This window comes from Rhodococcus sp. BUPNP1 (assembly GCF_002215235.1).
Classification (GTDB): Bacteria; Actinomycetota; Actinomycetes; order Mycobacteriales; family Mycobacteriaceae; genus Rhodococcus.
Map to the genome: position 1 here is coordinate 140861 of NZ_NERM01000004.1, position 24253 is coordinate 165113.

The window sequence follows — 24253 nt, forward strand, 5'->3', positions numbered from 1 at the left end:
ACCGTTTCGGAACACACCGCCGGGTCGGGAGATTCGTCTCCCGCCCCGGCGGGTTCGCGTCGCCGGCCGTCCGCCACGGCCCCCGCCCGACCACGACGCCGGATGTTCACCGGCGCCGTCGGGCCCCTCGGTATCGGCATCGCCACCCTGTGGTTGAGCCTGATAGTCCTGCTTCCCCTCGCGGCCCTCGCCTTCCACTCCGTCTCGGACGGTCTCGGGACCTTCGTCGATGCGATCACCGCGCCGGCCGCCCTGGCGACCCTGCGGATCACCGTCGTCGTCTCGCTGGTCGTCGCGGCGATCAACGCGGTGATGGGCACGGTGATCGCCTGGGTGCTCGTCCGCGACGAGTTCCCGGGCAAGAAGTTCGTCAACGCCCTCATCGACCTGCCCTTCGCCCTGCCGACGATCGTCGCGAGCATCGTGCTGCTCTCGCTGTACGGGCCGCAGAGCCCGATCGGTGTGCAGCTCAACGCGACCGAGCCGGGACTGGTGGTGGCGCTGGCGTTCGTCACGCTGCCGTTCGTGGTGCGCTCGGTGCAGCCGGTGCTCATCGAGGCCGACCGTGAGGTCGAGGAGGCCGCCGCCTCGCTCGGAGCCGGCAACTTCACGATCTTCCGCACGGTCGTGCTGCCCGTGCTCGCACCGGCCGTCCTCGGCGGCACCGGCCTGGCGTTCGCCCGCGCCATCGGTGAGTACGGCTCGATCGTGCTCATCGGCGGCAACATCCCGTACAAGACCCAGGTCGCGTCGCAGTACATCCAGCAGCAGATCGAGATCGACCGGCCGGTCAACGCCGCCGCGGTCTCCGTCGCGCTGCTGGTGATCGCCTTCGTCGTGCTGTTCGTCCTGCGCCTGGTCGCGAACCGGGGGCTGCGCCGAGAGGAGGACGACCGGTGAAACCGTCCGTCGCATCCCGACTGTCGTTGCGCTTCGTCGCGCTCGCCTATCTGTTCGTGCTGTTGCTCGTCCCGATCGGGGTGATCCTCTACCGCACCTTCGAGAACGGCATCGTGGCGTTCGCCCAATCGATCAGCACCCCCGCCGCGATCTCGGCGCTGAACCTGTCGCTGCTGATCGTCGCGATCGTCGTACCCGTGAACGTGATCTTCGGCATCGTCGTCGCTCTGGCCCTCGTCCGCGGCAGATTCCCGGGGAGGGGACTGCTGCAGGCCGTCGTCGACCTGCCCTTCGCGGTCTCTCCGATCGTCGTGGGTGTCGCGCTGATCATGCTCTGGGGCGCCAACGGATGGTTCGGTGCCGTCGAGGATCTCGGCTTCAAGGTGATCTTCGGCCTGCCGGGCATGGTGCTCGCGACGATCTTCGTGACGCTGCCGTTCGTCGTGCGCGAGGTCGAACCGGTGCTGCGCGAGATCGGGGAGGAGCAGGAACAGGCCGCCGCGACCCTCGGCGCGAACACCTGGCAGACCTTCTGGCGGATCACGTTGCCGGCGATCCGCTGGGGCCTGACCTACGGCATCGTCCTCACCGTCGCGCGAGCCCTCGGCGAGTTCGGTGCCGTCATCATGGTCTCGTCCGGCTTCCCCGGCGTCTCCCAGACGCTGACGCTGCTCGTGCACGCCCGGTACATCGACGACCACAACACCTTCGGCGCCTACAGCGCCGCGACCCTGCTCATGGCCATCGCGGTGATCGTCCTGCTGCTGATGACCCTGCTCGACCGGAAGAGGAGCACCGAATGATCACCGTCACCGGGGCGCGCAAGAACTACGGAGACTTCGCCGCACTCGACGACGTCGACATCGACATCCCGTCCGGCTCGCTCACCGCCCTGCTCGGCCCGTCGGGTTCGGGGAAGTCGACCCTGCTGCGCTCGATCGCGGGCCTCGAGACCCTCGACGCGGGCAGCGTCCACATCGCCGGCAAGGACGTCACCGGCGTCACCCCGCAGAAGCGCGACATCGGGTTCGTGTTCCAGCACTACGCCGCGTTCAAGCACATGACCGTGCGCGAGAACGTCGCCTTCGGACTCAAGATCCGCAAGCGCCCCAAGGCCGAGATCACGAAGCGGGTCGACGACCTGCTCGAGATCGTCGGGCTCGGCGGATTCCAGCGACGCTATCCGGCGCAGCTGTCCGGCGGCCAGCGTCAGCGCATGGCGCTCGCGCGTGCCCTCGCGGTGGACCCGCAGGTGCTGCTGCTCGACGAGCCGTTCGGTGCCCTGGACGCAAAGGTCCGCGCCGACCTGCGGACCTGGCTGCGCCGCCTGCACGACGAGGTGCACGTGACCACCGTGCTCGTCACGCACGACCAGGAGGAGGCGCTCGACGTCGCCGACCGCATCGCGGTGATGAACGCCGGACGCATCGAACAGGTCGGAACGCCCGAGGAACTCTACGATCGCCCGGCGAACAGCTTCGTGATGTCGTTCCTCGGCACGGTGTCCAAGCTCAACGGCGTGCTGGTGCGGCCGCACGACATCCGGCTCGCCCGGCAACCCGCGCTCTCCGACACGTCCGGCGGCTCGGTCGGTGTCACGCGGGCGACCGTCGAGCGTGTCGTCCGGCTGGGCTTCGAGGTACGTGTCGAACTGCGCAACGACGCGACCGGTGAGCAGTTCACGACGCAGATCACCCGCGGCGAAGCCCACGACCTGGGGCTCGTCGCGGGCGATACCGTCTACGCGCACGCTCCCGCCGCGTCCGAGGCCGCCCCGCTCGGTACCGCCGCGCAGTAACCGAACGCCGGCGTCGGGCTCATGCGCGCCGGGTCAGTGCGCTTCGGTCTCCGACCGGTGGTGGGCCCGGCAGATCATGACCGGACAGCAACTGTGGTGGATCAGTCCCTGGCTGCTCGAGCCGACCACCGCAGCGGCCAGCGGACTCCGCCCGTGGCTGCCCACCACCACGAGCTGGGCGCTCTTGGACTCCTCGAGCAGGACGATGTCGGGCTTGCCCCGCTCGACCCGGTAGGAGACCTCGACGTCGGGGAACCGCTCGGTGTGCCCGGAGGTGTTCGACCTCATCTCCTCCCTCCGGTACTCGACGTAGGCCGTCCAGTCCGTGAACCGTGACCCCTCGCCGTAGGTGAGCGTGGACTGCTCCGTCCACGTGTGGATCGCGACGAGCGGTGCCTCGAGCGCCGCCGCGGTCGCGAACGCGTGCTCGACGGCCCCCGCACTGACCTCGGTGCCGTCCACGCCGACGACGACCGGACGACCGTCGGGTGGCTGGAATCCCTCGCGGCTGCGCCACGTCACCACCGGGCATTCGGCGTGGTTGGCCACCGACACGACGTCGGAACGCCGCACCATCGACTGCCATTCGGTGGTGGTGGTGTGACCGAGAACGATCATCCGTGCCTCACGCGACAGGTCGGTGAGCACGCGATCCGGCTTGCCCGACGGCGTGGACCGCCGGACCTCCACCCGGTCGACCGCGCCACGAACGGCTGCTTCCGCGGCGGTGAGAACGGCCTCCGACGGGTCGGTCCCGTTGTCGGAGGTGGGGGGATGAACGTGCACCAGGTCGATCGGTTCGCCGAGACGCCGGGCGACGCAGGCGGCCCACCGGGCCGCATCGAGTGCGCTGTCCGATCCGTCGATGCCGACGACGATTCCGTGACCGACATTGGCTGTGCCCATGCTGCCTCCTCGCGTCACCGTCCAGTGTGGTACGGATCACAGGCTGCGCGCCAGCCCTGCGCACCTCGGCACGCCCGGAGCACGACCTCCCGGAGGCTAGTCGCCGACGGCATCCTTGCCGCGCCGGACGATCTTCGGGTCGGCCGGGAAGACGATCTGACGGTCCTTGTCGTCGTACTCGAACTGGTTGAGGAAGAACCGCATCGCGTTGATCCGTGCCCGCTTCTTGTCGTTGGACTTGATGGTCGTCCACGGCGCCCAGTCGGTGTCGGTGCGCCGGAACATCTCTTCCTTCGCGTCGGTGTACTGGTCCCACTTGTCGAGCGATTCGAGGTCCATCTCCGACAGCTTCCACCGCCGCACCGGATCGAGCTGGCGGATGGCGAAGCGCGTGCGCTGCTCCCTCCGGGTCACGGAGAACCAGAACTTCGTCAGGGTGATGCCGGCGTCCACGACGAGCTTCTCGAACAACGGGACGTGCTCCATGAAGCGTTCGTACTCGTCGTCGCTGCAGAAACCCATGACCCGCTCGACCCCGGCGCGGTTGTACCAGGAGCGGTCGAACAGCACGAGCTCACCGGCGGTGGGGAAGTGCTGGATGTAGCGCTGCAGGTACCACTGGCCCTGCTCGCGGTCGGACGGCTTGTTGAGCGCGACGGTCCGGGCGTGCCGGACGTTGATGTACTCCTGGAACCGCTTGATCGTGCCGCCCTTGCCGGCGGCGTCGCGACCTTCGAACACGATGATGTGCTTGGACCCGTTGTCCTTGGCCCACGACTGGAACTTCAGCAGTTCGATCTGCAGGAGGTACTTCTCGACCTCGTAGGTGGCGCGGTCCATCCGGGTGTCGTACGGATAGTTCTCCCGCCAGGTGTCGACGGCGCGGCCCTCGATGTCGATCAGATCAGGGTCCTCACCGTGGTCGTCGCGCACCGAATAGCCCTCCGTACGGAGCCGGTCGATGTAGCGACGGAGTTCGTTCTGCACGCGAGGCCCTCCCGGATCACCGATGTCGCCGAACGACGACCGTGACTCCGTTGTAGCGGAGGAATGCGAATCGTGCGTGAACTCGGGCGGAGAGTCGGACGCGACTCAGGCGACGTGCAGTCCGCGCCGCCGGTGCACGGCCTCGGTGTAGCGCGCGGTGATCACCCGCGCGACGGCATCGTGCCGGGTGAGGGTCTGCGCGACCCGCACGTGCCCGAGGCTGTCGGCCTCGGCGCAGGCGCGGTCCCAGAGCAGTCCGGGGGCGAGGATCCACGGTGTCAGCACGACGGTGCGGGCGCCGCGGGAGGTGAGGTCGGCGAGGGTCGTCCCGACGGACGGACCGGTGGTGGCGAAGCACGCCGCGGCCCGCGTCCACGCCGTGCCGGCGAGGATACGAGGAACGACCAGTTCGGTCGCCCGGTTCGCTTCGGGGCGTCGCGATCCCACCGCGCACACCGCGACACCGACGGACGGATCGTCGACCGACACACCCGTGGCCGTGATCAGGTCGCGAGCCGCGTCGACGAGGAGATCGTCGTCGCCGAGGATCGGCGAGCACAGCACCTCGAGCAAAGGATGACGTTGCTGCGCCTCGTGCAACAGGGCCGGCAGATCGACCCGCGCGTGGAAGGCGCTGCCGAGCAGCAGCGGCACCACCACGACCTGCCGATGCCCGTCCGCGACGAGCGCGTCGAGGACCTGACCGACCGCCGGGGTGTTCAGGTCCAGGAACGCGAGTCGCACATCCAGACCGGGATTCTCGGCCCGGACGGTGTCGAGCGCGGCAGCCACGGCCCGCGCCGAACGCGGGTCGCGACTGCCGTGCGCGACGGCGACGAGCGGCATCATGCCGGGACGCGGTCCCCGAGCTCGATGTCGGCGAGTCCGTCGCCCACGAGACCCGCGGCGAGGGTGTTGCCCCCGGCCGGATCGATCAGCAGGAAGCTGCCGCTGCGGCGGTTGACGCGGTAGTCGTCCGCGGCGATCGGCTCGGCCACACGCACCGTGATGCGCGCGATCTCGTTGAGCTCGATGCTGTCCGGGCTCGGGACGGAGGAGAGGTTCTGCTCGTCGAACCGCTCGTCGATCGTCCCGACGATGGCCTGCGTGGTGCGGGTGCCGTGCTTGAGCAGCAGCCGGGCGCCGGGACGCAGCGGCTTCTCGGCGAGCCAGCACACGGTGGCCTCGAACTCCGACAGCGGCTCGGGTGCCGCCTCCGGGGTGGCGATGATGTCGCCGCGGGAGACGTCGACGTCGTCGGCGAGCACGAGGGTCACCGACCGGCCGGCGTGCGCGACATCGAATGCGCCGTCGGCACTGTCGATGCGCTCGACGGTGGTGCGGACACCGGACGGCAGCACGACGACCTCGTCGCCGGGGCGCACGGATCCCGCCGCGACCTGGCCGGCGTAGCCGCGGTAGTCGGGGAACTCGGCGGTGCGGGGACGGATCACGTACTGCACCGGGAAGCGCAGACCGGTCTCGTGCCGGCCGTGCACGTCGGCGTCGACGGGGACCGACTCGAGGTACTCGATGAGGGTCGGGCCGTCGTAGTAGGGGGTGTTCTCGCTGCGCACCGCCACGTTGTCGCCGTGCAGCGCGGAGACCGGGATCTCCTGCACGTCCGCGGGCGCCCAGCCGAGCGAGCTCGTCAGTTCCCCGAACTCGGCGGAGATCTGCGCGAACACCGAGGCCGGATCCTCGACGAGGTCGATCTTGTTGACCGCGAGGACGAGCTTCGGCACACCGAGCAGGGCCAGCACGGCGGCGTGCTTGCGGGTCTGCGAGACGACACCCTTCCGTGCGTCGACCAGCAGGACGACGAGCTGCGCGGTGGACGCACCCGACACCGTGTTGCGGGTGTACTGGACGTGACCCGGCGTGTCGGCCAGGACGAAGCTGCGCTTCGGCGTCGCGAAGTAGCGGTAGGCCACGTCGATGGTGATGCCCTGCTCACGCTCGGCGCGCAGACCGTCGACGAGCAGCGACAGGTCGGGGGTGTCGAGGCCGCGGTCGACCGACGCGCGGGTGACGGCGTCGATCTGGTCGGCGAGTACGGACTTGGTGTCGTAGAGCAGCCGGCCCACCAGGGTGGACTTGCCGTCGTCGACCGAACCGGCGGTGGCGAGGCGCAGCAGCTGCGTGTCGCTCTGCACGCTCCGCTCGTGAAGGTCGCTCATGATCAGAAATAGCCCTCTCGCTTGCGGTCTTCCATCGCCGCTTCGGAAACCCGGTCGTCGCCGCGGGTGGCGCCGCGCTCGGTCAGTCGTGATGCCGCGACCTCGGCGAGGATCTCCTCGTTCGTGGAGGCCTCGGACAGGATCGCGCCGGTGGTCGAGCCGTCGCCGACGGTGCGGTAGCGCACCGAACGCGTCTCGAGCTCTTCGCCCTCGGCCGGACCACCCCAGACACCCGGGGTCATCCACATGCCGTCGCGGCGGTAGACGGGACGCTCGTGCGCGTAGTAGATGCTCGCCAGTTCGACGTTCTCGCGGGCGATGTACCGCCAGATGTCGAGCTCGGTGAAGTTGCTCAGCGGGAACACTCGCACGTGCTCACCGGGTGCGTGCTTCCCGTTGTACAGATTCCACAGCTCCGGACGCTGCCGCTTCGGATCCCACTGGCCGAATGCGTTGCGCAGCGAGAAGATCCGCTCCTTGGCGCGCGAACGCTCCTCGTCGCGGCGGCCGCCGCCGAAGACGGCGTCGAACCGGTTCTCCGAGATCGCGTCGAGCAGCGGCACGGTCTGCAGCGGGTTGCGGATGCCGTCGGGACGCTCGGTGAGCCGGCCGTCGGCGAGGTAGTCCTCGACGCTCGCGACGTGCAGTCGCAGGTTGTACTTCTCGACCACGTGGTCGCGGAACTCGAGGACCTCGGGCAGGTTGTGGCCGGTGTCGACGTGCAGCAGCGCGAAGGGCAGCGGTGCGGGCCAGAACGCCTTGATCGCGAGGTGCAGCAGGACGGTGGAGTCCTTGCCTCCCGAGAACAGGATGACGGGGCGTTCGAACTCGCCCGCGACCTCGCGGAAGACGTGGATCGCCTCCGACTCGAGGGCGTCGAGGGTGTCGAACCGGTTGCCGTCCAACAGCGTCCGGGTGTCGGTGGGATTCGTATCGGTGAGTGTCATGAGGCGTGCAACCCGCATTCGGTCTTGGCTCGGCCGGCCCAGCGCCCGCTGCGCGGATCGGCTCCGGGAAGTGGTTTGGTGGTGCACGGGGCGCACCCGATGGACGGGTAGCCCTCGTCGACGAGGGGATTGACGAGGATCCCGTGTTCGTCGATGTAGTTCTGCATGTCCTCGTCGGACCATGCCGCGATCGGATTGATCTTCACCAGTCCGAACGCGTCGTCGAACGAGATCAGCGGTGCGTTCGCGCGGGTGGGCGCCTCGACACGGCGGATGCCGGTCACCCAGGCGCGGTAGCCCTTCAGACTCTCCTTCAGCGGCACCACCTTGCGCAGGCGGCAGCACTCGTTCGGGTCGCGAGCGAACAGATCCTTGCCGAGCAGGGCGTCCTGCTCCGCGACGGACTGCTGCGCCCGGGCGTTGACGATGTTCACGCCGTACACCTGCTCCACCGCATCGCGCGTGCCGAGCGTCTCGGCGAAGTGGTAGCCGGTGTCGAGGAACAGCACGTCCACGCCGGGGCGCTGCTGCGCGGCCAGATGGACCAGGACACCGTCCTGCATGTTGGACGCGACGATGTACCCGCTACGTCCACCGTCGGTGGTGGGGGTACCGAAGGTCTCGTCCGTCCACCGCAGGAGTTCCTGCGCCGACGCACCTTCGAGTTCTGCCGCCCCCTGCGCGGCAATACTTCGGAGCTCGTCGATGTTCGTATCGATCGTCATCGCGTCCCTTCCCGATCCGTCTTCGTGTCGACCGCTGCAGCAGTGCCCGTCATCGCAGGTCTGCCTCCTCGGCGCGGACGACCCATTCGCCGAAGCGCTCGCCGGGCGCGCGCTCCTTGACGAAGGTGCGCACCACCCGCTCGATGTAGTCGCCGAGCTCGGCGCTGGTGACCTTGTGCTGGCGCAGCTTGCGTCCGAACTTCGCGTCGAAGCCCAGCGCACCGCCGAGGTGCACCTGGAAACCCTCGACCTGGTTGCCCTCACCGTCGTCGACGAGCTGACCCTTGAAGCCGATGTCGGCGATCTGGGAGCGCGCGCACGAGTTCGGGCAGCCGTTGATGTTGATCGTCACCGGGACGTCGAGCTGCGCGTTGATGTCGGCGAGACGCTCCTCGAGCTCGGGCACGAGAGCCTGCGAACGCTTGCGCGTCTCGACGAAGGACAGCTTGCAGAACTCGATTCCCGTGCACGCCATGAGGTTCTTGCGCCACGGCGACGGGGAAGCCGGCAGACCCAGCGCCTCGAGCTCGGTGACGAGCTGCTCGACCTTGTCGTCGGCCACGTCGAGCACGATCAGCTTCTGGTACGGGGTGAACCGGATCCGGTCCGAACCCGCACGCTCGGCGGCGTCGGCGACCTTCGACAGGATCGTGCCCGAGACACGACCGGCGATCGGCGCGACACCCACGGCGTTGAGGCCGTTGCGCAGCTTCTGGACTCCGACGTGATCGATCGGACGCTCCGGTGCAGCCGGGGCCGGGCCGTCGATCAGCGGACGCTTCAGGTATTCGGTCTCGAGCACCTCGCGGAACTTCTCGATGCCCCAGTCCTTGATGAGGAACTTCAGGCGTGCCTTGGACCGCAGCCGGCGGTAGCCGTAGTCGCGGAAGATCGCGACGACGCCTTCCCACACATCGGCGACCTCCTCGAGCGGCACCCACGCGCCGACCCGCTGCGCGAGCATCGGGTTGGTGGACAGACCGCCGCCGACCCACAGGTCGAAGCCGGGGCCGTGCTCGGGGTGCTCGACGCCGATGAAGGCGACGTCGTTGATCTCGTGCACGACGTCCTGCTGGCCGGAGATCGCGGTCTTGAACTTGCGCGGCAGATTCGAGTACTCGGGGTTGCCGATGTAGCGGCTCACGATCTCGTCGATCGCCGGAGTGCCGTCGATGATCTCGTCGAGGGACTCACCGGCGAGCGGCGAACCGAGCACGACGCGGGGGCAGTCGCCGCACGCCTCGGTGGTCTTCAGACCGACCGATTCGAGACGACGCCAGATCTCCGGGACGTTCTCGACCTCGATCCAGTGGTACTGGACGTTCTCGCGATCGGACAGGTCGGCGGTGTCGCGACCGAACTCGGTGGAGATACCGGCGATCGTGCGCAGCTGCGCGAGATTCAGGGCGCCGGCGTCGCAGCGCACCCGCATCATGAAGTACTTCGCCTCGAGCAGGTCGATGTTCTCGTCACCGGTGTAGGTGCCGTCGTAGCCCTGCTCGCGCTGGGTGTACAGACCCCACCAGCGGAAGCGGCCGCGCAGATCGCTCTTGTCGATTCCGTCGAAACCGGTTTGCGCGTAGATGTTCTCGATACGCTTGCGGACGTTGAGCGGGTTGTCGTCCTTCTTCGTCTGCTCGTTGGCGTTGAGCGGCTCGCGGTAACCGAGGGCCCACTGGCCCTCGGCGCGACGCTTGGCGGGACGCGCGCGGCGGGCGGGAGTGGCCGACTCGTCGGCGGGCGTGACGTCGGTGGTCGACGACATACAGGGTCTCCTGATATTCGCTGGAACCGGATCGACGAGCGCAGGAGGGGGCTGACCTCGTGCACGCATGCTTCGACCCGGCGGGATCTGGGATGTGCCGGGGAGTGCCGACTAGAGACAGTCGGCGCAGAGACAAGCGGCGCAAGGCAGACAACAGGATGCGCAGACGCGCTTGAAGTCGACGTGGCGTCGCGCCACGAGTCGCACTCCGTGTCCTGTCATGCGGACCATTGTGCCATGTCACCGGGGCGATTCCGAATTGCGGGCGGTATTTCCACCCAATTTTCGGGAAATGTCGAGGTAGGGGCGTCGCGCGCGGAACCGCCCTTCGGGTCTCTGGAACACTGGAGGGCGTGAACAGCACTGAGATCGGTCGACGCACCGGCACGGAAATCGGTATCGCGGGTCGTCCGGCCGGTCTCGAACTTCCCGCTTCGGCACTCGCCGGCGTGGGGACGCGACCGTTCGGCGTGTACGTGCACGTGCCCTTCTGCGCGACCCGCTGCGGCTACTGCGACTTCAACACCTACACGGCCGGGGAACTCGGCAGCGCGGCCTCGCCGCAGTCCTGGCTCGAGGGTCTGCGCCGCGAACTCGACGCCGGTGCCCGGCTGCTGTCCGAGGCCGGACGACCGGCCCCCGCCGCCGAGACGGTCTTCGTCGGCGGCGGAACGCCCTCGCTGCTCGGCGCGGACGGTCTCGCGCAGGTACTCGACGCGATCCGCGACTCGTTCGGGCTCGCCCCCGGCGCCGAGGTGACGACCGAATCGAACCCGGAGTCGACCTCCACGGAGTTCTTCTCGTCGATCCGCGAGGCCGGATACACCCGCGTGTCGCTCGGCATGCAGTCCGCGGCGCCGCACGTGCTGGCGGTCCTCGACCGCACCCACACACCCGGGCGTCCCGTCGCGGCGGCGAAGGAAGCGCGCGCGGCCGGTTTCGGCCACGTCAACCTCGATCTGATCTACGGCACTCCCGGCGAGCGCGATGCCGATCTCGACGCCTCCCTCGACGCCGTGCTCGAAGCGGGCGTCGACCACGTCTCGGCGTACGCGCTCATCGTCGAGGACGGCACCGCCCTCGCCCGCCGTGTCCGTCGCGGCGAGCTGCCGGCCCCGGACGACGACGTGCTCGCATCGCGGTACGAGCGGATCGACGTGCGACTCGCCGACGCCGGAATGACCTGGTACGAGGTGTCCAACTGGGCGAAGGCCGACGATCCGTCGGCGCGCTGCGCCCACAACCTCGGTTACTGGGACGGCGGCGACTGGTGGGGCGCCGGGCCGGGCGCGCACAGCCATGTCGGCGGCGTGCGCTGGTGGAACGTCAAGCATCCCGCCCGTTACGCGTCGACCCTCGCCGACGGAGTCCTGCCCGTCGGGGGCAGCGAACACCTCACGGCCGAGGACCGGCACACCGAACTCGTCATGCTCACCGTGCGGCTGCGCACGGGCCTGCCGTTGTCGGAACTCGACGACGGTGAGCGCGTCGCGGCGGAGACGGTGGTCGCCGACGGGCTCGCCGTGGAGCGCGACGATCATCTCGTGCTCACCGACCGGGGCCGGCTGCTCGCCGACGCGGTGGTCCGCACCATCCTGCTCGGCGCGGACGACTAACCGTCCGGTCGCGTCACGCCGCTCCGACCGACCGGTCGCGTCATGCCGCGCCGATGCGCTCCGAGTCGTAGACCGACAGCCGCCCACGGTTCTCGACCACCGACACCCAGCGCTTCTCCGACTCGGTCCGGCCGTCGACGGTGACGAACGTCAGGGTGACGATCACACTCGACGCATCGCGGGGCTCCACGGCATCCACCGAGACGGACCGGATCGTCGGCCAGAACTCCTCGAACCCGGCCCGGCCGACCTTCCCCGCGTAGTGGGGATCGAACAACGCCCAGGCCTGTTCGGTGTCGTCCGGGAGCAACGCGTAGTAGTCCCGCACGAAGGTCTCCATACGCTCGAAACTCGGCGGTGACTCCGACGAGGTCGGTTCGGGTGACGTCGATCCGGGTGAGGACGGCACGGTGGAGGGTGTCGAGGTCTCCGCCGGGAGTGGACTCGTGGCACCGGCGGACGGCGAGTCGCCGGTGCCCCGCCCGAGGACGAAGGCGAGCACCGCCCCCACCGCGATCACCGCGGCGGCGACCGCGAGTGCCACGACCGCACCGCGGCGCGGTGCACGCGCCGGAGGTGGGGGAGGAGGCCCCATCGGGGGTCGGTTCGGGAAGGTCGGCGGGCCCATCCAGCTCGACGGGTTCACCGCGGTCGGCGGGATCACCGCCGTGGGCGGCGGTCCGGGCTCGACCTTCCGGAGCGGGACCGGTGCCCCGCGCGGCGGCCGTCGGTCCATCGTGCTCCGGGCCAGATCCTCGGCGAGTTCACCGGCCCGGCGATACCGATCCTCGACCCGCTTGGCCATCCCACGTGCGACGACGCCGTCCAGCGCGGCAGGGAGGCCGGGCACGAGGTCGGTCGGACGCGGCGGCGGTTTCGTGAGATGGGAGGCGACGTGCTGAGCGGTGCTGTCGGTGGCGAACGGTGCTCGTCCGGTGAGGCACTGGAACAACACGCAGGTCAGCGCGTAGATGTCGGAACCCGGCCCGGATCGGCCGTCGAAGCGTTCCGGGGCCATGTACGCGAGAGTGCCGATCGCTCCGGCCTCGCGCGTGAGCGCGGTCTGACCGTCGGCATGTGCGATCCCGAAGTCGATCAGATAGGTATGGCCGCTGGGGTGCAGCACGATGTTGGCCGGTTTGACGTCCCGGTGCACCAGTCCCGCATCGTGTGCGGCGTCGAGAGCCGCAGCGACCTGGCCGATCACGCGCACGGTGCGGTCGAGCGGCAGGGAACCTTCACGTCGTAGGACGGTGCCGAGATCCTCGCCCTCGAGCAGGGCCATGTCGATGTACAGCCGTCCGTCGATCTCACCGAAATTGTGGATCGGGACGATGTTCGGATGGCGGAGCTTGGAGACGGCCCGGGCCTCACGATCGAAACGCGCGCGGTATCCGGCGTCGTCGGCGAGTTCCGGCGGCAGGACCTTGACCGCGACCTGACGATCGGTGACCGAGTCGAATGCGCACCACACCTGACCCATCCCGCCCTGGCCGAGCCGGGTCTGCAGTTCGTAGCGGCCGAACGTCTCGCCCATGCCATTCCTTCCCGGTCGGTGTCCGAGAGCTCGGGCGGTCCGTCGGACGTCGGTCGAAACGGGGCGAATCCACCCCTGATCGGGCTATGCGGGAGACGGGCCCCGAACCTCGGCGCCCGGGTCGGGCACGCCACCGGGAATCAGCACGTCGTACTCGAAGACACGCACGTGCAGCACCGGCCGGTTCCGCAGTGCGGACTGCACGGCACGGTGGAGCCCGTCCTCGAGGTACAGCACGCCCTGCCACTGGACGGCGTGTGGGAACAGATCGCCGTAGAAGGTCGAGTCCTCCGACAACAGCCGGTCGAGTTCGAGCACCTTCGTCGTCGTGACGATCTCGTCGAGGCGCACCTGGCGGGGCGGAATCCTCGACCAGTCGCGCAGAGACAGTCCGTGATCGGGATACGGTTTGCCGTCCCGGACGCCCTTGAAGATCATGCGGACACATTACGGGGGACGCGCCGACGGCGTCGCCTCCGGTTCGGGGTGGTGTCGCACACGTGCCCGACACCTTCGAGGTCGTCGCGCGATTAGACTGGCAGGGTACGGCCCCGAGAGGTGCAGTCCTGCAGGCGGCGGAAACGGAGGTGGCGGGTTGTCGAGTACCGAGGAGCGGAGATTCAAGGTCTTGCGCGCCATCGTGGCGGATTACGTGTCCACCAAGGAGCCGATCGGCTCCAAGACTCTCGTCGACCGGCACAACCTCGGTGTGTCCAGCGCCACGGTCCGTAACGACATGGCTGTGCTCGAAGCAGAGGGATACATCACACAGACCCACACGAGCTCGGGACGCGTGCCCACCGACAAGGGCTACCGCCAGTTCGTCGACAGGATCGCGGAGGTCAAACCGCTCTCGTCGGCCGAGCGCCGCGCGATCCTGCAGTTCCTCGAATCGGGCGTCGACCTGGACGACGTGCTGCGCCGCGCGGTGCGGTTGCTCGCGCAGCTCACCCGCCAGGTCGCGGTCGTGCAGTACCCGACGCTCTCGGCGTCGTCCGTGCGACATCTCGAGGTGGTCGGGCTGACGCCGGCGCGGCTGCTGCTCGTGCTCATCACCGACTCGGGCCGCGTCGATCAGCGCATCGTCGAACTCGGCGACGTGATCGACGAGGACGGCCTGTCGCGGCTGCGTGAGCTGCTCGGTGGGGCATTGACGGGCAAGCGGCTCGCCGCGGCTTCCGTCGCGGTCACCGAGCTCGCCGACAACGCACCGGACGATCTGCGCGACGCGCTCATCCGGTGCACCACCGTGCTGGTGGAGACCCTCGTCGAGCACCCCGAGGAGCGTCTCGTGCTCGGAGGCACCGCCAATCTCACCCGTAACGCCGCCGACTTCGACGGCCACGGGATAGTGCCGGGTTCGTTGCGCACGGTCCTCGAAGCCCTCGAGGAGCAGGTCGTGGTGCTCAAACTGCTCGCGTCCAGCCAGGACGCCGGCCGGGTCACCGTCCGCATCGGTGAGGAGACCCAGTTCGAGGAGATGCGCACCACCTCGGTCGTGTCCACCGGTTACGGGGCCGCGGGTACGGTCTTCGGTGGTCTGGGGGTGCTCGGCCCCACCCGGATGGACTATCCGGGAACCATCGCATCGGTCGCCACCGTTGCGAGATATATCGGTGAGGTGCTCGGCGAACGCTGAGCACCGTCCATTTTGCTCTGTAGAACGACGTAAGGACGAGAACCAAACGTGGCACGGGACTACTACGGGACGCTCGGCGTGTCCAAGAACGCGACCGACCAGGAGATCAAACGGGCGTACCGCAAGTTGGCGCGCGAGCACCACCCGGATGTGAACCCCGACGAGTCGGCGCAGAAGCGTTTCCAGGAGATCTCGGCCGCCTACGAGGTGCTGTCGGATCCCGAGAAGCGACGCATCGTCGACCTCGGCGGCGACCCGCTCGAACCCGGTGGCGGCGGTGCAGGCGGCTTCGGCGGTGCCGGCTTCGGTGGCGGCCTCGGCGACGTCTTCGAGGCGTTCTTCGGTGGCGGCGCCGGCGGTTCCCGCGGTCCGCGCGGCCGCGTCCAGCCCGGCGCCGACTCGCTGCTCCGCACCCGCCTGACCCTCGAGGAATGCGCTCGCGGCGTCACCAAGACGGTCACGGTCGACACCGCGATCCTGTGCGACGCGTGCACCGGTTCCGGCACCCACGGCGACTCGAAGCCCGTGCGCTGCGAGACCTGCGGCGGTGCCGGCGAGGTCCAGTCCGTCCAGCGTTCCTTCCTCGGCCAGGTCATGACCTCCCGGCCGTGCCCCACCTGTCGCGGTGTCGGCGAGACGATCCCGGATCCCTGCCGCAAGTGCGGCGGCGACGGCCGCGTGCGTGCCCGCCGCGAGATCACCGTCAAGGTGCCCGCCGGTGTCGGCAACGGGATGCGCATCCGCCTTGCTGCCCAGGGCGAGGTCGGTCCCGGCGGCGGACCCGCCGGCGATCTCTACGTCGAGGTGCTCGAACAGCAGCACGAGGTCTTCGTGCGCGACGGCGACGACCTGCACTGCACCATCCGCGTGCCCATGGTCGACGCTGCGCTCGGCACCAAGGTGACGGTCGAGACCATCCTCGACGGACCCACCGAGATCACCATCGATCCCGGTACCCAGCCCGGTTCGATCTCGGTGCTGCGCGGCCACGGCATGCCGAAACTGCGCTCGGGTACGCGCGGCGACCTGCACGCGCATCTCGAGGTCGTGGTGCCGAGCAAGCTCGATCACAAGCAGACGAAGCTGCTCGAGGACTTGCGCCGGCACAGCGACCGGGAGCACGTCGAGGTCGTGACCACGGGTTCGCAGAACACCGGCGGCCTGTTCTCGCGCCTGCGCGACGCGTTCAGCGCCCGCTAGGTCGGTCGGGTGGCCGCGACACTGTTCTACCTCGATCCGCTGCCCGACGAGGGGCGGACGGCCGTGCTCGACGGCAAGGAGGGCCGGCACGCCGCCACGGTGCGCCGCATCGCGGTCGGCGAGCGGCTCGTGTTGTCCGACGGTGCCGGTGAAGTCGCCGACGTCGAGGTCACGGCGGTGGCGAAGGACCGGCTCGAAGCGCTCGTGCTCGGTCGTCGCGTCGTCGACCCGCCGCGTCCGAGCGTGACCGTCGTGCAGGCGCTGCCGAAATCCGATCGGTCCGAACTCGCCGTCGAACTGGCCACCGAGGCCGGCGCCGACGAGTTCGTGCCGTGGCAGTCGGCGCGCTGCGTCGCCCGGTGGGATGCCAAAGCGGTCAAGGGTGTTGCCAAGTGGCAGGCGGTCGCGACGTCCGCGGCGAAGCAGTCGCGGCGCGCGCACGTGCCGACGGTCGCCGGGTTGCACCGCACGCCCGAGGTCGTCGCCCGGGTCCGGTCGGCCGTCGAGCGCGGCGAGGTCGTCGCGGTGCTCCACGAATCCGCCACCATCCCCTTCGCCGATCTGCCGGTGCGCGATGCCGATTCGCTGACGCTGATCGTCGGTCCCGAAGGCGGACTCGACGACGCGGAGGTCGAGGCGCTCGTCGACGCGGGCGCGGTGGCCGTCGGTCTCGGTCCCACGGTGCTGCGCACCTCGACCGCGGCGGCCGTGGCACTCGGCGCGATCGGTGTGTTGACCGACCGGTGGCGGACCAGGCCGTTGCACTGAGGGACCGCTTGCGGGTCCCGACCATGTACTGAGGGACCGCTGGCGGGTCCCGACCATACGTACCGAAGGATTTCTCTTGGCTCGTACGAAGATCGCCTACGGCACCCACTCGCAGCAGTTCGGGCACGTCTTCCTGCCCGACCCCGAGACGGTGATGGGGCCCGTTCCCGTCGTCATGGTCGTCCACGGCGGTTCGTGGCACGGCCGCTACCAGCTCACCCTCGGCACGGCGCTGTCGGTGGAACTCGCGCGTCGCGGTGTGGTGGCGTGGAACGTCGAGTACCGACGCCTCGAGGCCGGGGGCGCGTGGGACGAGATGTCCGCCGATGTGGTCGCGGCGTACGAGACGATCTTCACCGAGGTCGTTCCGCACGCGCAGCGTGGCGGTGTCGAGGTCGATCCCGACCGTGTGCGCCTCGTCGGTCATTCGGCGGGAGGCCAGCTGGCTGTGTGGCTCGCGGGTGAGAGCACGTCGGTGCGACCGGAATTCGTGGTCTCGCAGGCGGGTGCGCTCGATCTCGTCACCGCCGGGGAACGTGGTCGTCGCGTGGAGGCGTTCGAGGCGCTCTTCGGTGCGTCCTACGCGGATGCACCCGAGCGTTACCGGTCGGCCTCACCGATGCACCGGCCGCCGATCGGTGTGCCGGTCGCGGTGCTGCACGGCACCGCCGACGAGCAGGTGCCGGTGAGTGTCGCGCATCGTTACGTCGACGCAGCCGACGCGGCGGGGGATCCGGTGTCGCTGGAACTGTTCGACGGCGAGGACCACGTCGCCTTCCTGAACCGGACCACCCGTGCCTGGGAGCGGTCGCTCGACCTGCTCACCGCGCGGTCAGTGGCCGATCTCGGCCTCGCTGCGGGTGCGCGTGTGGAGTCCGCGGGGGAGTAGCGCGGTGACGGCCGCGGCGCCGACGAGCAGGACGATGCCGGCGACGAGGCTCGCGGACGAGATCGCTTGGGCGAACGCTGCGGACGACGCGTCGAGCAGCGGTTGTGCGTACGACGCCGCGAAGGGGTTCGCCGCGAGTTCCTCCGCGACGATCGCCGCCCCGCCCACCGAATCGCCGGCCGCCTCGATCGCCATCGCGGCCTGATCGGCCATCGGGCCCGTCAGATCCGCGAGCGGCAATCCGTCGAGGAAGCCGGAGATCTCGCGGTGATAGGTGGTCGCGAGGATCGAACCGAGCACGGCGATGCCCAGCGAACCACCGAATTCCACTGCGGTGTCGTTCAATCCGCCCGCAGCTCCGAGATCCGAGTCGGGGAAACCGCCCATGATCAGGTCGGTGGACGGGGGCGTGGCCAGACCGATGCCCAAGCCCAGCAGCAGCAACGAGATCAGGAACGGCGTGAAGTCGGAGGCGCCGTCCGTGACGGTCAGGGTGAGGATGCCCACCGCGGCGGCGACCATGCCCGCGCCCACGAGGATCCGCGCACCGAGTCGGGGTGCGAGCCGGCCGCTCAGCGCCGCACCGAGCGAGACCGTCACCGCGAGAGGAAGCAGACGCAGGCCGGTCTCGAGCGGGCCGTAACCGAGCACGAACTGGAACTGCTGCGCGACGAAGTAGATGGCCCCGAAGGCGACGAGGAACAGCAGCAGCACCGACAGGCAGGCGCCGCCGACGGTCCGGTCCGCGACCCGGCGCACATCCAGCAGCGGCCGGGGGTGGCGAAGTTCCCACACCACGAAGAGAACCGCGGCGATCACCGAGCCGATCGAGGTGGCGATCACCCCGGTGCCCCAACCGAAGTGGAACCCCTCGATGATCGCGTAGACGATTCCGCCGAGAGCGGCGACGGACAGGGCGCCGCCGACCCAGTCGGTGCGGGTGAGATCGTCCGCCTTCGAGGCCGGCACGAGGATCAGGGCCGCGATCGCCGCGAACGCCGCGATCGGCACGTTGATGAGGAAGGTCGAACCCCACGAGTTCGATTCGAGGAGCCATCCGGCGAGCAGGGGACCGAGCGCGATCGCGAGTCCGGACGTGGCTGCCCAGGCCGCGATCGCACGGGCACGCTCGTGCACGGGGAACATCGCGACGAGCAGCGACAGCGTCGCGGGCATGATCACGGCGGCGCCCACCCCCATGACGATGCGCGCGACGATCACGTCGCCGGCGCTGTCGGCGAACGATCCGTAGACCGCGCCGGCGGCGAAGGCGACCAGACCGGCCAGCAACGCGCGGCGTCGCCCGTACCGGTCGCCGAGCACGCCGAACAACAGCATCAGCGCGGCGTAGGGAACGGTGTAGCCGTCGATGATCCACTGCATGTCGGCGCTGGTGAGCTGCAGGTCGCGCAGCATGCCGGGGGCGGCGACGATGAGCGAGGTGTTGGCCATCACAACGATGAGCAGACTCAGGCACAGCACCGTCAGTCCTACCCAGCGCAGCCGGTAGGGTTCCTTCGCTGCAGTCCCTCTTGCGGGGGTGACGGCAGTGGCCATGGGCTCTCCTCGGGTGCGACACGGGCCGGGACCGGAGCCCCTATCTACACGGTGGTGTGCAAGTTACGCAGCTGCACATCCGTGTGCAACTAAAATGAAAGACAGATCACAGTCGGCGGAAGAGGGCGAGAACGTGGAGAACCCGGTCACACGACCGCGAACCCGATTCAATGCGAACCGCATGCGCATACTCGACGCTGCGGTGATGTGCTTTGCGGCCGACTCCGACGCGAGCATGGACGATGTCGCCAAGGCCGCGGGTGTCGTCCGGCGCACCGTCTACGCGCACTTCCCCAATCGGGAAGCCCTCGTCGAGGGGATCGTCGACGATGCCTCGACCGCGCTCGCCGAGGCTCTCGACCATCCCGAACCGGACGATCCCGCCGTCGCGCTCGCGGTCGTGGCGCTGCGGACCTGGCCCATCGGCGACCGCTACCGCGTGCTGCTCTCGTTCGCGCGCAAGGAGATGGGAGAACAGCGCATCGCCGAACTCGTCTCCCCGGTGCGCTCGCGTGTCCTCGGGCACGTCGAACGCGGCCTCGCGCAGGGCCAGCTCTCCGACTATCTTCCGGCGCCCGTGCTCGTGGGGATGATGGAAGGCCTGACGATGGCCACCCTCGAGCAGGCCAATCTCGGGCTGGTCGACGATTCCGGCGACACCATCGTCCTGGGCAACCTCGTGCTCGCCGGGGTCTCACCCGACCGAGCGCCCGGGATCCTCGCCGAGGCACGACGGTGGCTCGTGGAGGCCGGCTCGGGCGACGGCGGAACCGAACCCCGCTGAAACTCGCTGTTGCGGGAGGGTACGCCCCGTCCGGCGCTAGACTGGCACGAACACGACGACCGTCGTGCAGGAGCCGAACCGAAAGCAGGACGTACCGTCCACGTGAGTGAACCAGACCGACCCCACGAGCCCGCCGAATTCGAACCGACCACGGTCAAATCGAGCCTCGACCTCCCCTCGGAGGCCGCAGCGCCCCTGCTCGGAGCCGCGGACGAGAATCTGATCGCCCTCGAAGCCCTCCTGGCGGCGGACATCCACGTGCGGGGCAACACCGTCACGCTGACCGGAGCGCCCGCCGACGTCGCTCTCGCCGAACGTGCGCTCGCCGAGCTCGTCACCATCGTCCGTCGCGGACAATCGCTCGCCCCCGACGCCGTGCGTCGCACCGTGGGCATGCTCACCCAGGGGCTCTCCGAGTCGCCGGCCGACGTTCTCAGTCTCGACATCCTGTCGCGGCGCGGGAAGACGATCCGGCCCAAGACCCTGAACCAGAAGCGGTACGTCGACGCCATCGACGCCCACACCATCGTCTTCGGTGTCGGACCGGCCGGTACGGGCAAGACCTATCTCGCCATGGCGAAGGCCGTGCAGGCGCTGCAGACCAAGCAGGTCAACCGCATCATCCTCACGCGTCCCGCCGTCGAGGCGGGGGAGCGGCTCGGCTTCCTGCCGGGCACCCTGCACGAGAAGATCGACCCGTATCTGCGGCCGCTGCACGACGCGCTGCACGACATGATGGATCCCGAGGCGATCCCGAAGCTCATGCAGGCCGGGGTCATCGAGGTCGCGCCCCTGGCGTACATGCGTGGCCGCACCCTGAACGATGCCTTCATCATCCTCGACGAGGCGCAGAACACCACCGCCGAGCAGATGAAGATGTTCCTCACGCGCCTGGGCTTCGGCTCCAAGATCGTCGTGACGGGCGACATCACGCAGATCGACCTGCCCGGCGGTGCCCGTTCGGGTCTCGCCGCCGCCACCGAGATCCTCGACGGCATCGACGACATCCACATCGCGCGACTCGACAGCAGCGACGTCGTGCGGCACCGGCTCGTCTCCGACATCGTCGACGCCTACAGCCGTTTCGAGGCCACCACCCGCGACGGCGACGGGATCCCCGGCAACCGCGCCCAGCGTCGCGCGCAGCGGGTGCAGCGTCGATGAACGCCCTTGTAGATCAACCGAATACCGTCGTGCAGAAGGAACTCCAGTCATGAGCATCGAGATCTCGAACGAATCGGGAATGGACGTCTCGGAGGAGGAACTCCTCGACGTCGCCCGCTTCGTGATCGCCCGGATGGATGTGCATCCGGCAGCGGAGTTGTCGATGGTGCTCGTGGATCTCGACACCATGGCCGATCTGCACGTTCGGTGGATGGACCTGCCCGGCCCCACCGACGTGATGTCGTTCCCCATGGACGAACTCGAACCCGGCGGGCGTCCCGACGCTCCCGAACCGGGACCGTCGATGCTCGGCGACATCGTGCTGTGTCCGCAGTTCGCCGCCGACCAGGCCGCGAAGGCCGGTCACCCGGTCGCCCACGAACTCGCCCTGCTCACCGTGCACGGCATGCTCCACCTCCTCGGCTACGACCACGCCGAACCGGAGGAGGAGAAGGAGATGTTCGGCCTGCAGAACCAGCTCCTCGCCGAGTGGTACGAGGAGATCCGTCGCGCCGAGCACGAGGCGCGTCTCGCCGCCCGCGACCGGAAGTTGCTGGGCAAGGCCGGTTTCGTCGACACCCCCGAATCATGAGCGGCGACAGTACGAGCCATCGTGATCGGACGACACCGATCGAGGGAGTGACGATCGCGTGAGTACCGTGCCCCTCGTCGTCCTGGCGGTCGTCCTGGTGGTGCTCGGAGGCCTGTTCGCCGCCGTCGATTCCGCGCTCAACACCGTATCCGCGGCGCGCGCCGAGGAACTCGCGAAAGAGGGCCGTCCCAGTGCTCGCCGGTTGCTCGGGCTGCTCGACGATCGGCCCCGCTACGTCAATCTGACGGTGCTGCTGCGCATCCTCTGCGAGATCACCGCCACCGTCGTGCTCGTCGGTGCGTTGCTCGCCGTGCTCGACCGCACGTGGGCGCTCGTCGTGGGCGCTGCGGTGATGGTCATCGTCGACTACGTCGTCATCGGTGTCGGTCCGCGCACGCTCGGACGCCAGCACGCGTACCCGATCGCGCTCGCCGCCACCGGACCGCTGCGGATACTCGGTGTCCTGCTCGGCCCGATCAGCCGGATCCTGATCAGCGTCGGCAATGCCGTCACCCCCGGGCGCGGTTTCCGGAACGGTCCGTTCTCCAACGAGATCGAGCTGCGCGAACTGGTCGACCTCGCTCAGGAAAGCGGAGTCGTGGCCGACGAGGAACGCCGGATGATCCAGTCGGTGTTCGACTTCGGCGACACCACGGCCCGCGAGATCATGGTCCCGCGCCCCGAGATGGTGTGGATCGAGGAGACCAAGACAGCCGGTCAGGCCACCTCGCTCGCCGTCCGCAGCGGGCACTCCCGGATCCCGGTGATCGGCGAGAACGTCGACGACATCCGCGGTGTCGTCTACCTCAAGGATCTCGTCCAGCAGACCTACTACCACCGCGACGGTGGGCGCAGCGTCTCCGTCGCCGACGTCATGCGACCGGCGGTCTTCGTGCCGGATTCGAAGCGCCTCGACGACCTGCTCGCCGACATGCAGCGCGACCGCAACCACATGGCGGTCCTCGTCGACGAATACGGCGGCATCGCCGGCCTCGTGACGATCGAGGACGTCATCGAGGAGATCGTCGGTGAGATCGCCGACGAGTACGACACCGGGGAGATCCCCGACGTCGAGGACCTCGGCGACGACACCTACCGGGTCTCCGCGCGACTTGCCGTCGAGGACCTCGGCGAACTGTTCGACATCGACATCGAGGACGACGAGGTCGACACCGTCGGCGGACTCCTCGGTTACGAACTCGGCCGAGTTCCGCTGCCGGGTGCGGAGGTACGGACCCACGGCCTGCTGCTCCGCGGCGAGGGCGGACCGGACGTCCGCGGACGGGTGCGTGTGAGCACCGTCTTCGTGCAGCGCGCCACACCCGAAGAAGAACCCACCGATACCGATACGGCCACCACCGAGGAGCATGCATGACCGACACCGACTTCCGTTCCGGCTTCATCTGTTTCGTCGGCCGGCCCAACACCGGGAAGTCGACGCTCACGAATGCACTCGTCGGCAGCAAGATCGCGATCACCTCGTCGCGCCCGCAGACCACCCGTCACACCATCCGCGGCATCGTCCACCGCGACAACGCCCAGCTCATCCTGGTGGACACCCCGGGACTGCACCGCCCGCGCACCCTGCTCGGCCAGCGGCTGAACGATCTGGTGCAGGACACCTACTCCGAGGTCGACGCGATCGGCATGTGCTTCCCCGCCGACGAGAAGATCGGCCCCGGCGACCGCTGGATCCTCGAGCAGGTGCGCCACATGGCGCCGAAGACCCCGGTCATCGGCATCGTCACGAAGATCGACAAGGTGGGCAAACAGCAGGTCGCCGCGCAGTTGCTCGCCGTGTCGAAACTCCTCGGCGAGAACTGCGAGGTCGTGCCGGTCTCCGCGGCCTCGGGTGAGCAGGTCGAGGTCCTCGTCGACGTCCTCGTCTCGCACATGGAGCCCGGACCGGCCTTCTATCCCGACGGCGAGCTCACCGACGAGCCGGAGGAGACCCTGATGGCCGAGCTCATCCGCGAGGCCGCCCTCGAAGGTCTCGGCGACGAGCTGCCCCACTCGCTCGCCGTTGTGATCGAGGAGATCACCGAACGTGAGGGTCGCACCGAGAAGCAGGGCGAGATGCTCGACGTGCACGCCCTGCTCTACGTCGAGCGGCCGAGCCAGAAGGGCATCGTCATCGGCAAGGGGGGTGCGCGGCTGCGCGAGGTGGGCACCGCCGCACGCACCCAGATCGAGAAGCTCCTCGGCGTGAAGATCTACCTCGACCTGCACGTGAAGGTCGCGAAGGACTGGCAGCGAGATCCCAAACAGCTGGGCCGTCTGGGATTCTGACGCCGAGCCC

General features: G+C 68.9%; 23 protein-coding genes. 13 read left to right on the plus strand and 10 right to left on the minus strand.

The genetic code is table 11. The annotated features are described in order from the left end of the window. Positions 1-102: 102 nt before the first annotated feature. The 3 genes from cysT to B9C99_RS05590 are packed head-to-tail and all read left to right on the plus strand — an operon-like array spanning position 103 to position 2698. On the plus strand, positions 103-900 hold the full coding sequence (gene cysT, locus B9C99_RS05580) for a sulfate ABC transporter permease subunit CysT (protein ID WP_016694104.1): 798 nt from the start codon (positions 103-105) through the stop codon (positions 898-900). Continuing rightward, positions 897-1703, plus strand: a complete 807-nt coding sequence (gene cysW, locus B9C99_RS05585) for a sulfate ABC transporter permease subunit CysW (RefSeq protein WP_088897205.1) — start codon at positions 897-899, stop codon at positions 1701-1703. Before cysT ends, cysW begins: the two co-directional genes overlap by 4 nt. Next, the gene (locus tag B9C99_RS05590) at positions 1700-2698 is read left to right on the plus strand and encodes a sulfate/molybdate ABC transporter ATP-binding protein (protein ID WP_088897206.1); all 999 of its coding nucleotides are present in this window, start codon (positions 1700-1702) and stop codon (positions 2696-2698) included. Before cysW ends, B9C99_RS05590 begins: the two co-directional genes overlap by 4 nt. Positions 2699-2731: 33 nt before the next feature. On the opposite strand, the gene B9C99_RS05595 is transcribed toward B9C99_RS05590, so the two are convergent. The 7 genes from B9C99_RS05595 to B9C99_RS05625 all read right to left on the minus strand — a co-directional run bounded on the left by B9C99_RS05595 (position 2732) and on the right by B9C99_RS05625 (position 10208). After that, on the minus strand, positions 2732-3604 hold the full coding sequence (locus B9C99_RS05595) for a universal stress protein (protein WP_088897207.1): 873 nt from the start codon (positions 3602-3604) through the stop codon (positions 2732-2734). Positions 3605-3700: 96 nt separating this feature from the next. Beyond that, on the minus strand, positions 3701-4591 hold the full coding sequence (ppk2, locus tag B9C99_RS05600) for a polyphosphate kinase 2 (protein WP_016694117.1): 891 nt from the start codon (positions 4589-4591) through the stop codon (positions 3701-3703). Between the two features lie 105 nt (positions 4592-4696). Then, positions 4697-5440, minus strand: coding sequence for a sirohydrochlorin chelatase (locus tag B9C99_RS05605; protein ID WP_088897208.1), 744 nt, complete (start codon positions 5438-5440; stop codon positions 4697-4699). Beyond that, positions 5437-6771 (minus strand): GTP-binding protein, encoded by a 1335-nt coding sequence (locus B9C99_RS05610; RefSeq protein WP_088897209.1) that lies wholly within the window; start codon positions 6769-6771, stop codon positions 5437-5439. Before B9C99_RS05610 ends, B9C99_RS05605 begins: the two co-directional genes overlap by 4 nt. Before the next feature lie 2 nt (positions 6772-6773). Beyond that, positions 6774-7718, minus strand: coding sequence for a sulfate adenylyltransferase subunit CysD (gene cysD / locus B9C99_RS05615; protein WP_088897210.1), 945 nt, complete (start codon positions 7716-7718; stop codon positions 6774-6776). Next, complete coding sequence (locus B9C99_RS05620) at positions 7715-8443, minus strand: phosphoadenylyl-sulfate reductase (protein WP_016695466.1); 729 nt, start codon at positions 8441-8443, stop codon at positions 7715-7717. The genes cysD and B9C99_RS05620 overlap by 4 nt, the downstream gene beginning before the upstream one ends. Positions 8444-8492: 49 nt before the next feature. Further along, positions 8493-10208, minus strand: a complete 1716-nt coding sequence (locus B9C99_RS05625) for a nitrite/sulfite reductase (protein ID WP_088897211.1) — start codon at positions 10206-10208, stop codon at positions 8493-8495. A 392-nt stretch (positions 10209-10600) separates the two neighbouring features. Between B9C99_RS05625 and hemW the strand changes: the two genes are divergently transcribed. Then, entirely contained in the window at positions 10601-11824 is a 1224-nt protein-coding gene (gene hemW / locus B9C99_RS05630; protein ID WP_172414882.1) for a radical SAM family heme chaperone HemW, read from the plus strand. Positions 11825-11864: 40 nt separating this feature from the next. Here hemW and B9C99_RS05635 read toward each other — a convergent pair whose 3' ends face one another. Beyond that, entirely contained in the window at positions 11865-13361 is a 1497-nt protein-coding gene (locus B9C99_RS05635; RefSeq protein ID WP_088897213.1) for a serine/threonine-protein kinase, read from the minus strand. 84 nt (positions 13362-13445) lie between these two features. After that, positions 13446-13799, minus strand: a complete 354-nt coding sequence (locus tag B9C99_RS05640) for a type II toxin-antitoxin system VapB family antitoxin (RefSeq protein ID WP_060651486.1) — start codon at positions 13797-13799, stop codon at positions 13446-13448. Positions 13800-13956: 157 nt separating this feature from the next. On the opposite strand from B9C99_RS05640, the gene hrcA reads away from it, so the two are divergent. From hrcA to B9C99_RS05660, 4 genes are all read left to right on the plus strand, one after another. Then, a complete protein-coding gene (gene hrcA / locus B9C99_RS05645) occupies positions 13957-15000 on the plus strand; it encodes a heat-inducible transcriptional repressor HrcA (RefSeq protein ID WP_088897214.1) in 1044 nt (347 codons plus the stop codon). Positions 15001-15048: 48 nt separating this feature from the next. Next, positions 15049-16200: a molecular chaperone DnaJ gene (gene dnaJ / locus B9C99_RS05650; RefSeq protein ID WP_088897215.1), complete on the plus strand. Its 1152-nt coding sequence runs from the start codon at positions 15049-15051 to the stop codon at positions 16198-16200. A gap of 9 nt (positions 16201-16209) precedes the next feature. Then, a complete protein-coding gene (locus tag B9C99_RS05655) occupies positions 16210-16968 on the plus strand; it encodes a 16S rRNA (uracil(1498)-N(3))-methyltransferase (protein WP_088897216.1) in 759 nt (252 codons plus the stop codon). 76 nt (positions 16969-17044) lie between these two features. Beyond that, positions 17045-17857, plus strand: a complete 813-nt coding sequence (locus tag B9C99_RS05660) for a S9 family peptidase (RefSeq protein WP_088897217.1) — start codon at positions 17045-17047, stop codon at positions 17855-17857. Here B9C99_RS05660 and B9C99_RS05665 read toward each other — a convergent pair. Beyond that, entirely contained in the window at positions 17801-19414 is a 1614-nt protein-coding gene (locus B9C99_RS05665) for an MFS transporter (RefSeq protein WP_088897218.1), read from the minus strand. The two genes, B9C99_RS05660 and B9C99_RS05665, sit on opposite strands and share 57 nt — an antisense overlap. A 181-nt stretch (positions 19415-19595) precedes the next feature. Between B9C99_RS05665 and B9C99_RS05670 the strand changes: the two genes are divergently transcribed. From B9C99_RS05670 to era, 5 genes are all read left to right on the plus strand, one after another. Continuing rightward, positions 19596-20198, plus strand: a complete 603-nt coding sequence (locus tag B9C99_RS05670) for a TetR/AcrR family transcriptional regulator (RefSeq protein WP_172414873.1) — start codon at positions 19596-19598, stop codon at positions 20196-20198. A 102-nt stretch (positions 20199-20300) separates the two neighbouring features. After that, positions 20301-21362 carry a PhoH family protein gene (locus tag B9C99_RS05675; protein WP_016691337.1) on the plus strand — a complete coding sequence of 354 codons (1062 nt, stop codon included), beginning with the start codon at positions 20301-20303 and terminating at the stop codon, positions 21360-21362. Between the two features lie 49 nt (positions 21363-21411). Beyond that, on the plus strand, positions 21412-21954 hold the full coding sequence (gene ybeY, locus B9C99_RS05680; protein ID WP_006554478.1) for an rRNA maturation RNase YbeY: 543 nt from the start codon (positions 21412-21414) through the stop codon (positions 21952-21954). A gap of 58 nt (positions 21955-22012) precedes the next feature. Continuing rightward, positions 22013-23329 (plus strand): hemolysin family protein, encoded by a 1317-nt coding sequence (locus B9C99_RS05685; RefSeq protein ID WP_088897220.1) that lies wholly within the window; start codon positions 22013-22015, stop codon positions 23327-23329. Beyond that, entirely contained in the window at positions 23326-24243 is a 918-nt protein-coding gene (gene era / locus B9C99_RS05690) for a GTPase Era (RefSeq protein ID WP_024101353.1), read from the plus strand. Before B9C99_RS05685 ends, era begins: the two co-directional genes overlap by 4 nt. The last annotated feature ends 10 nt before the right edge of the window (positions 24244-24253 follow it).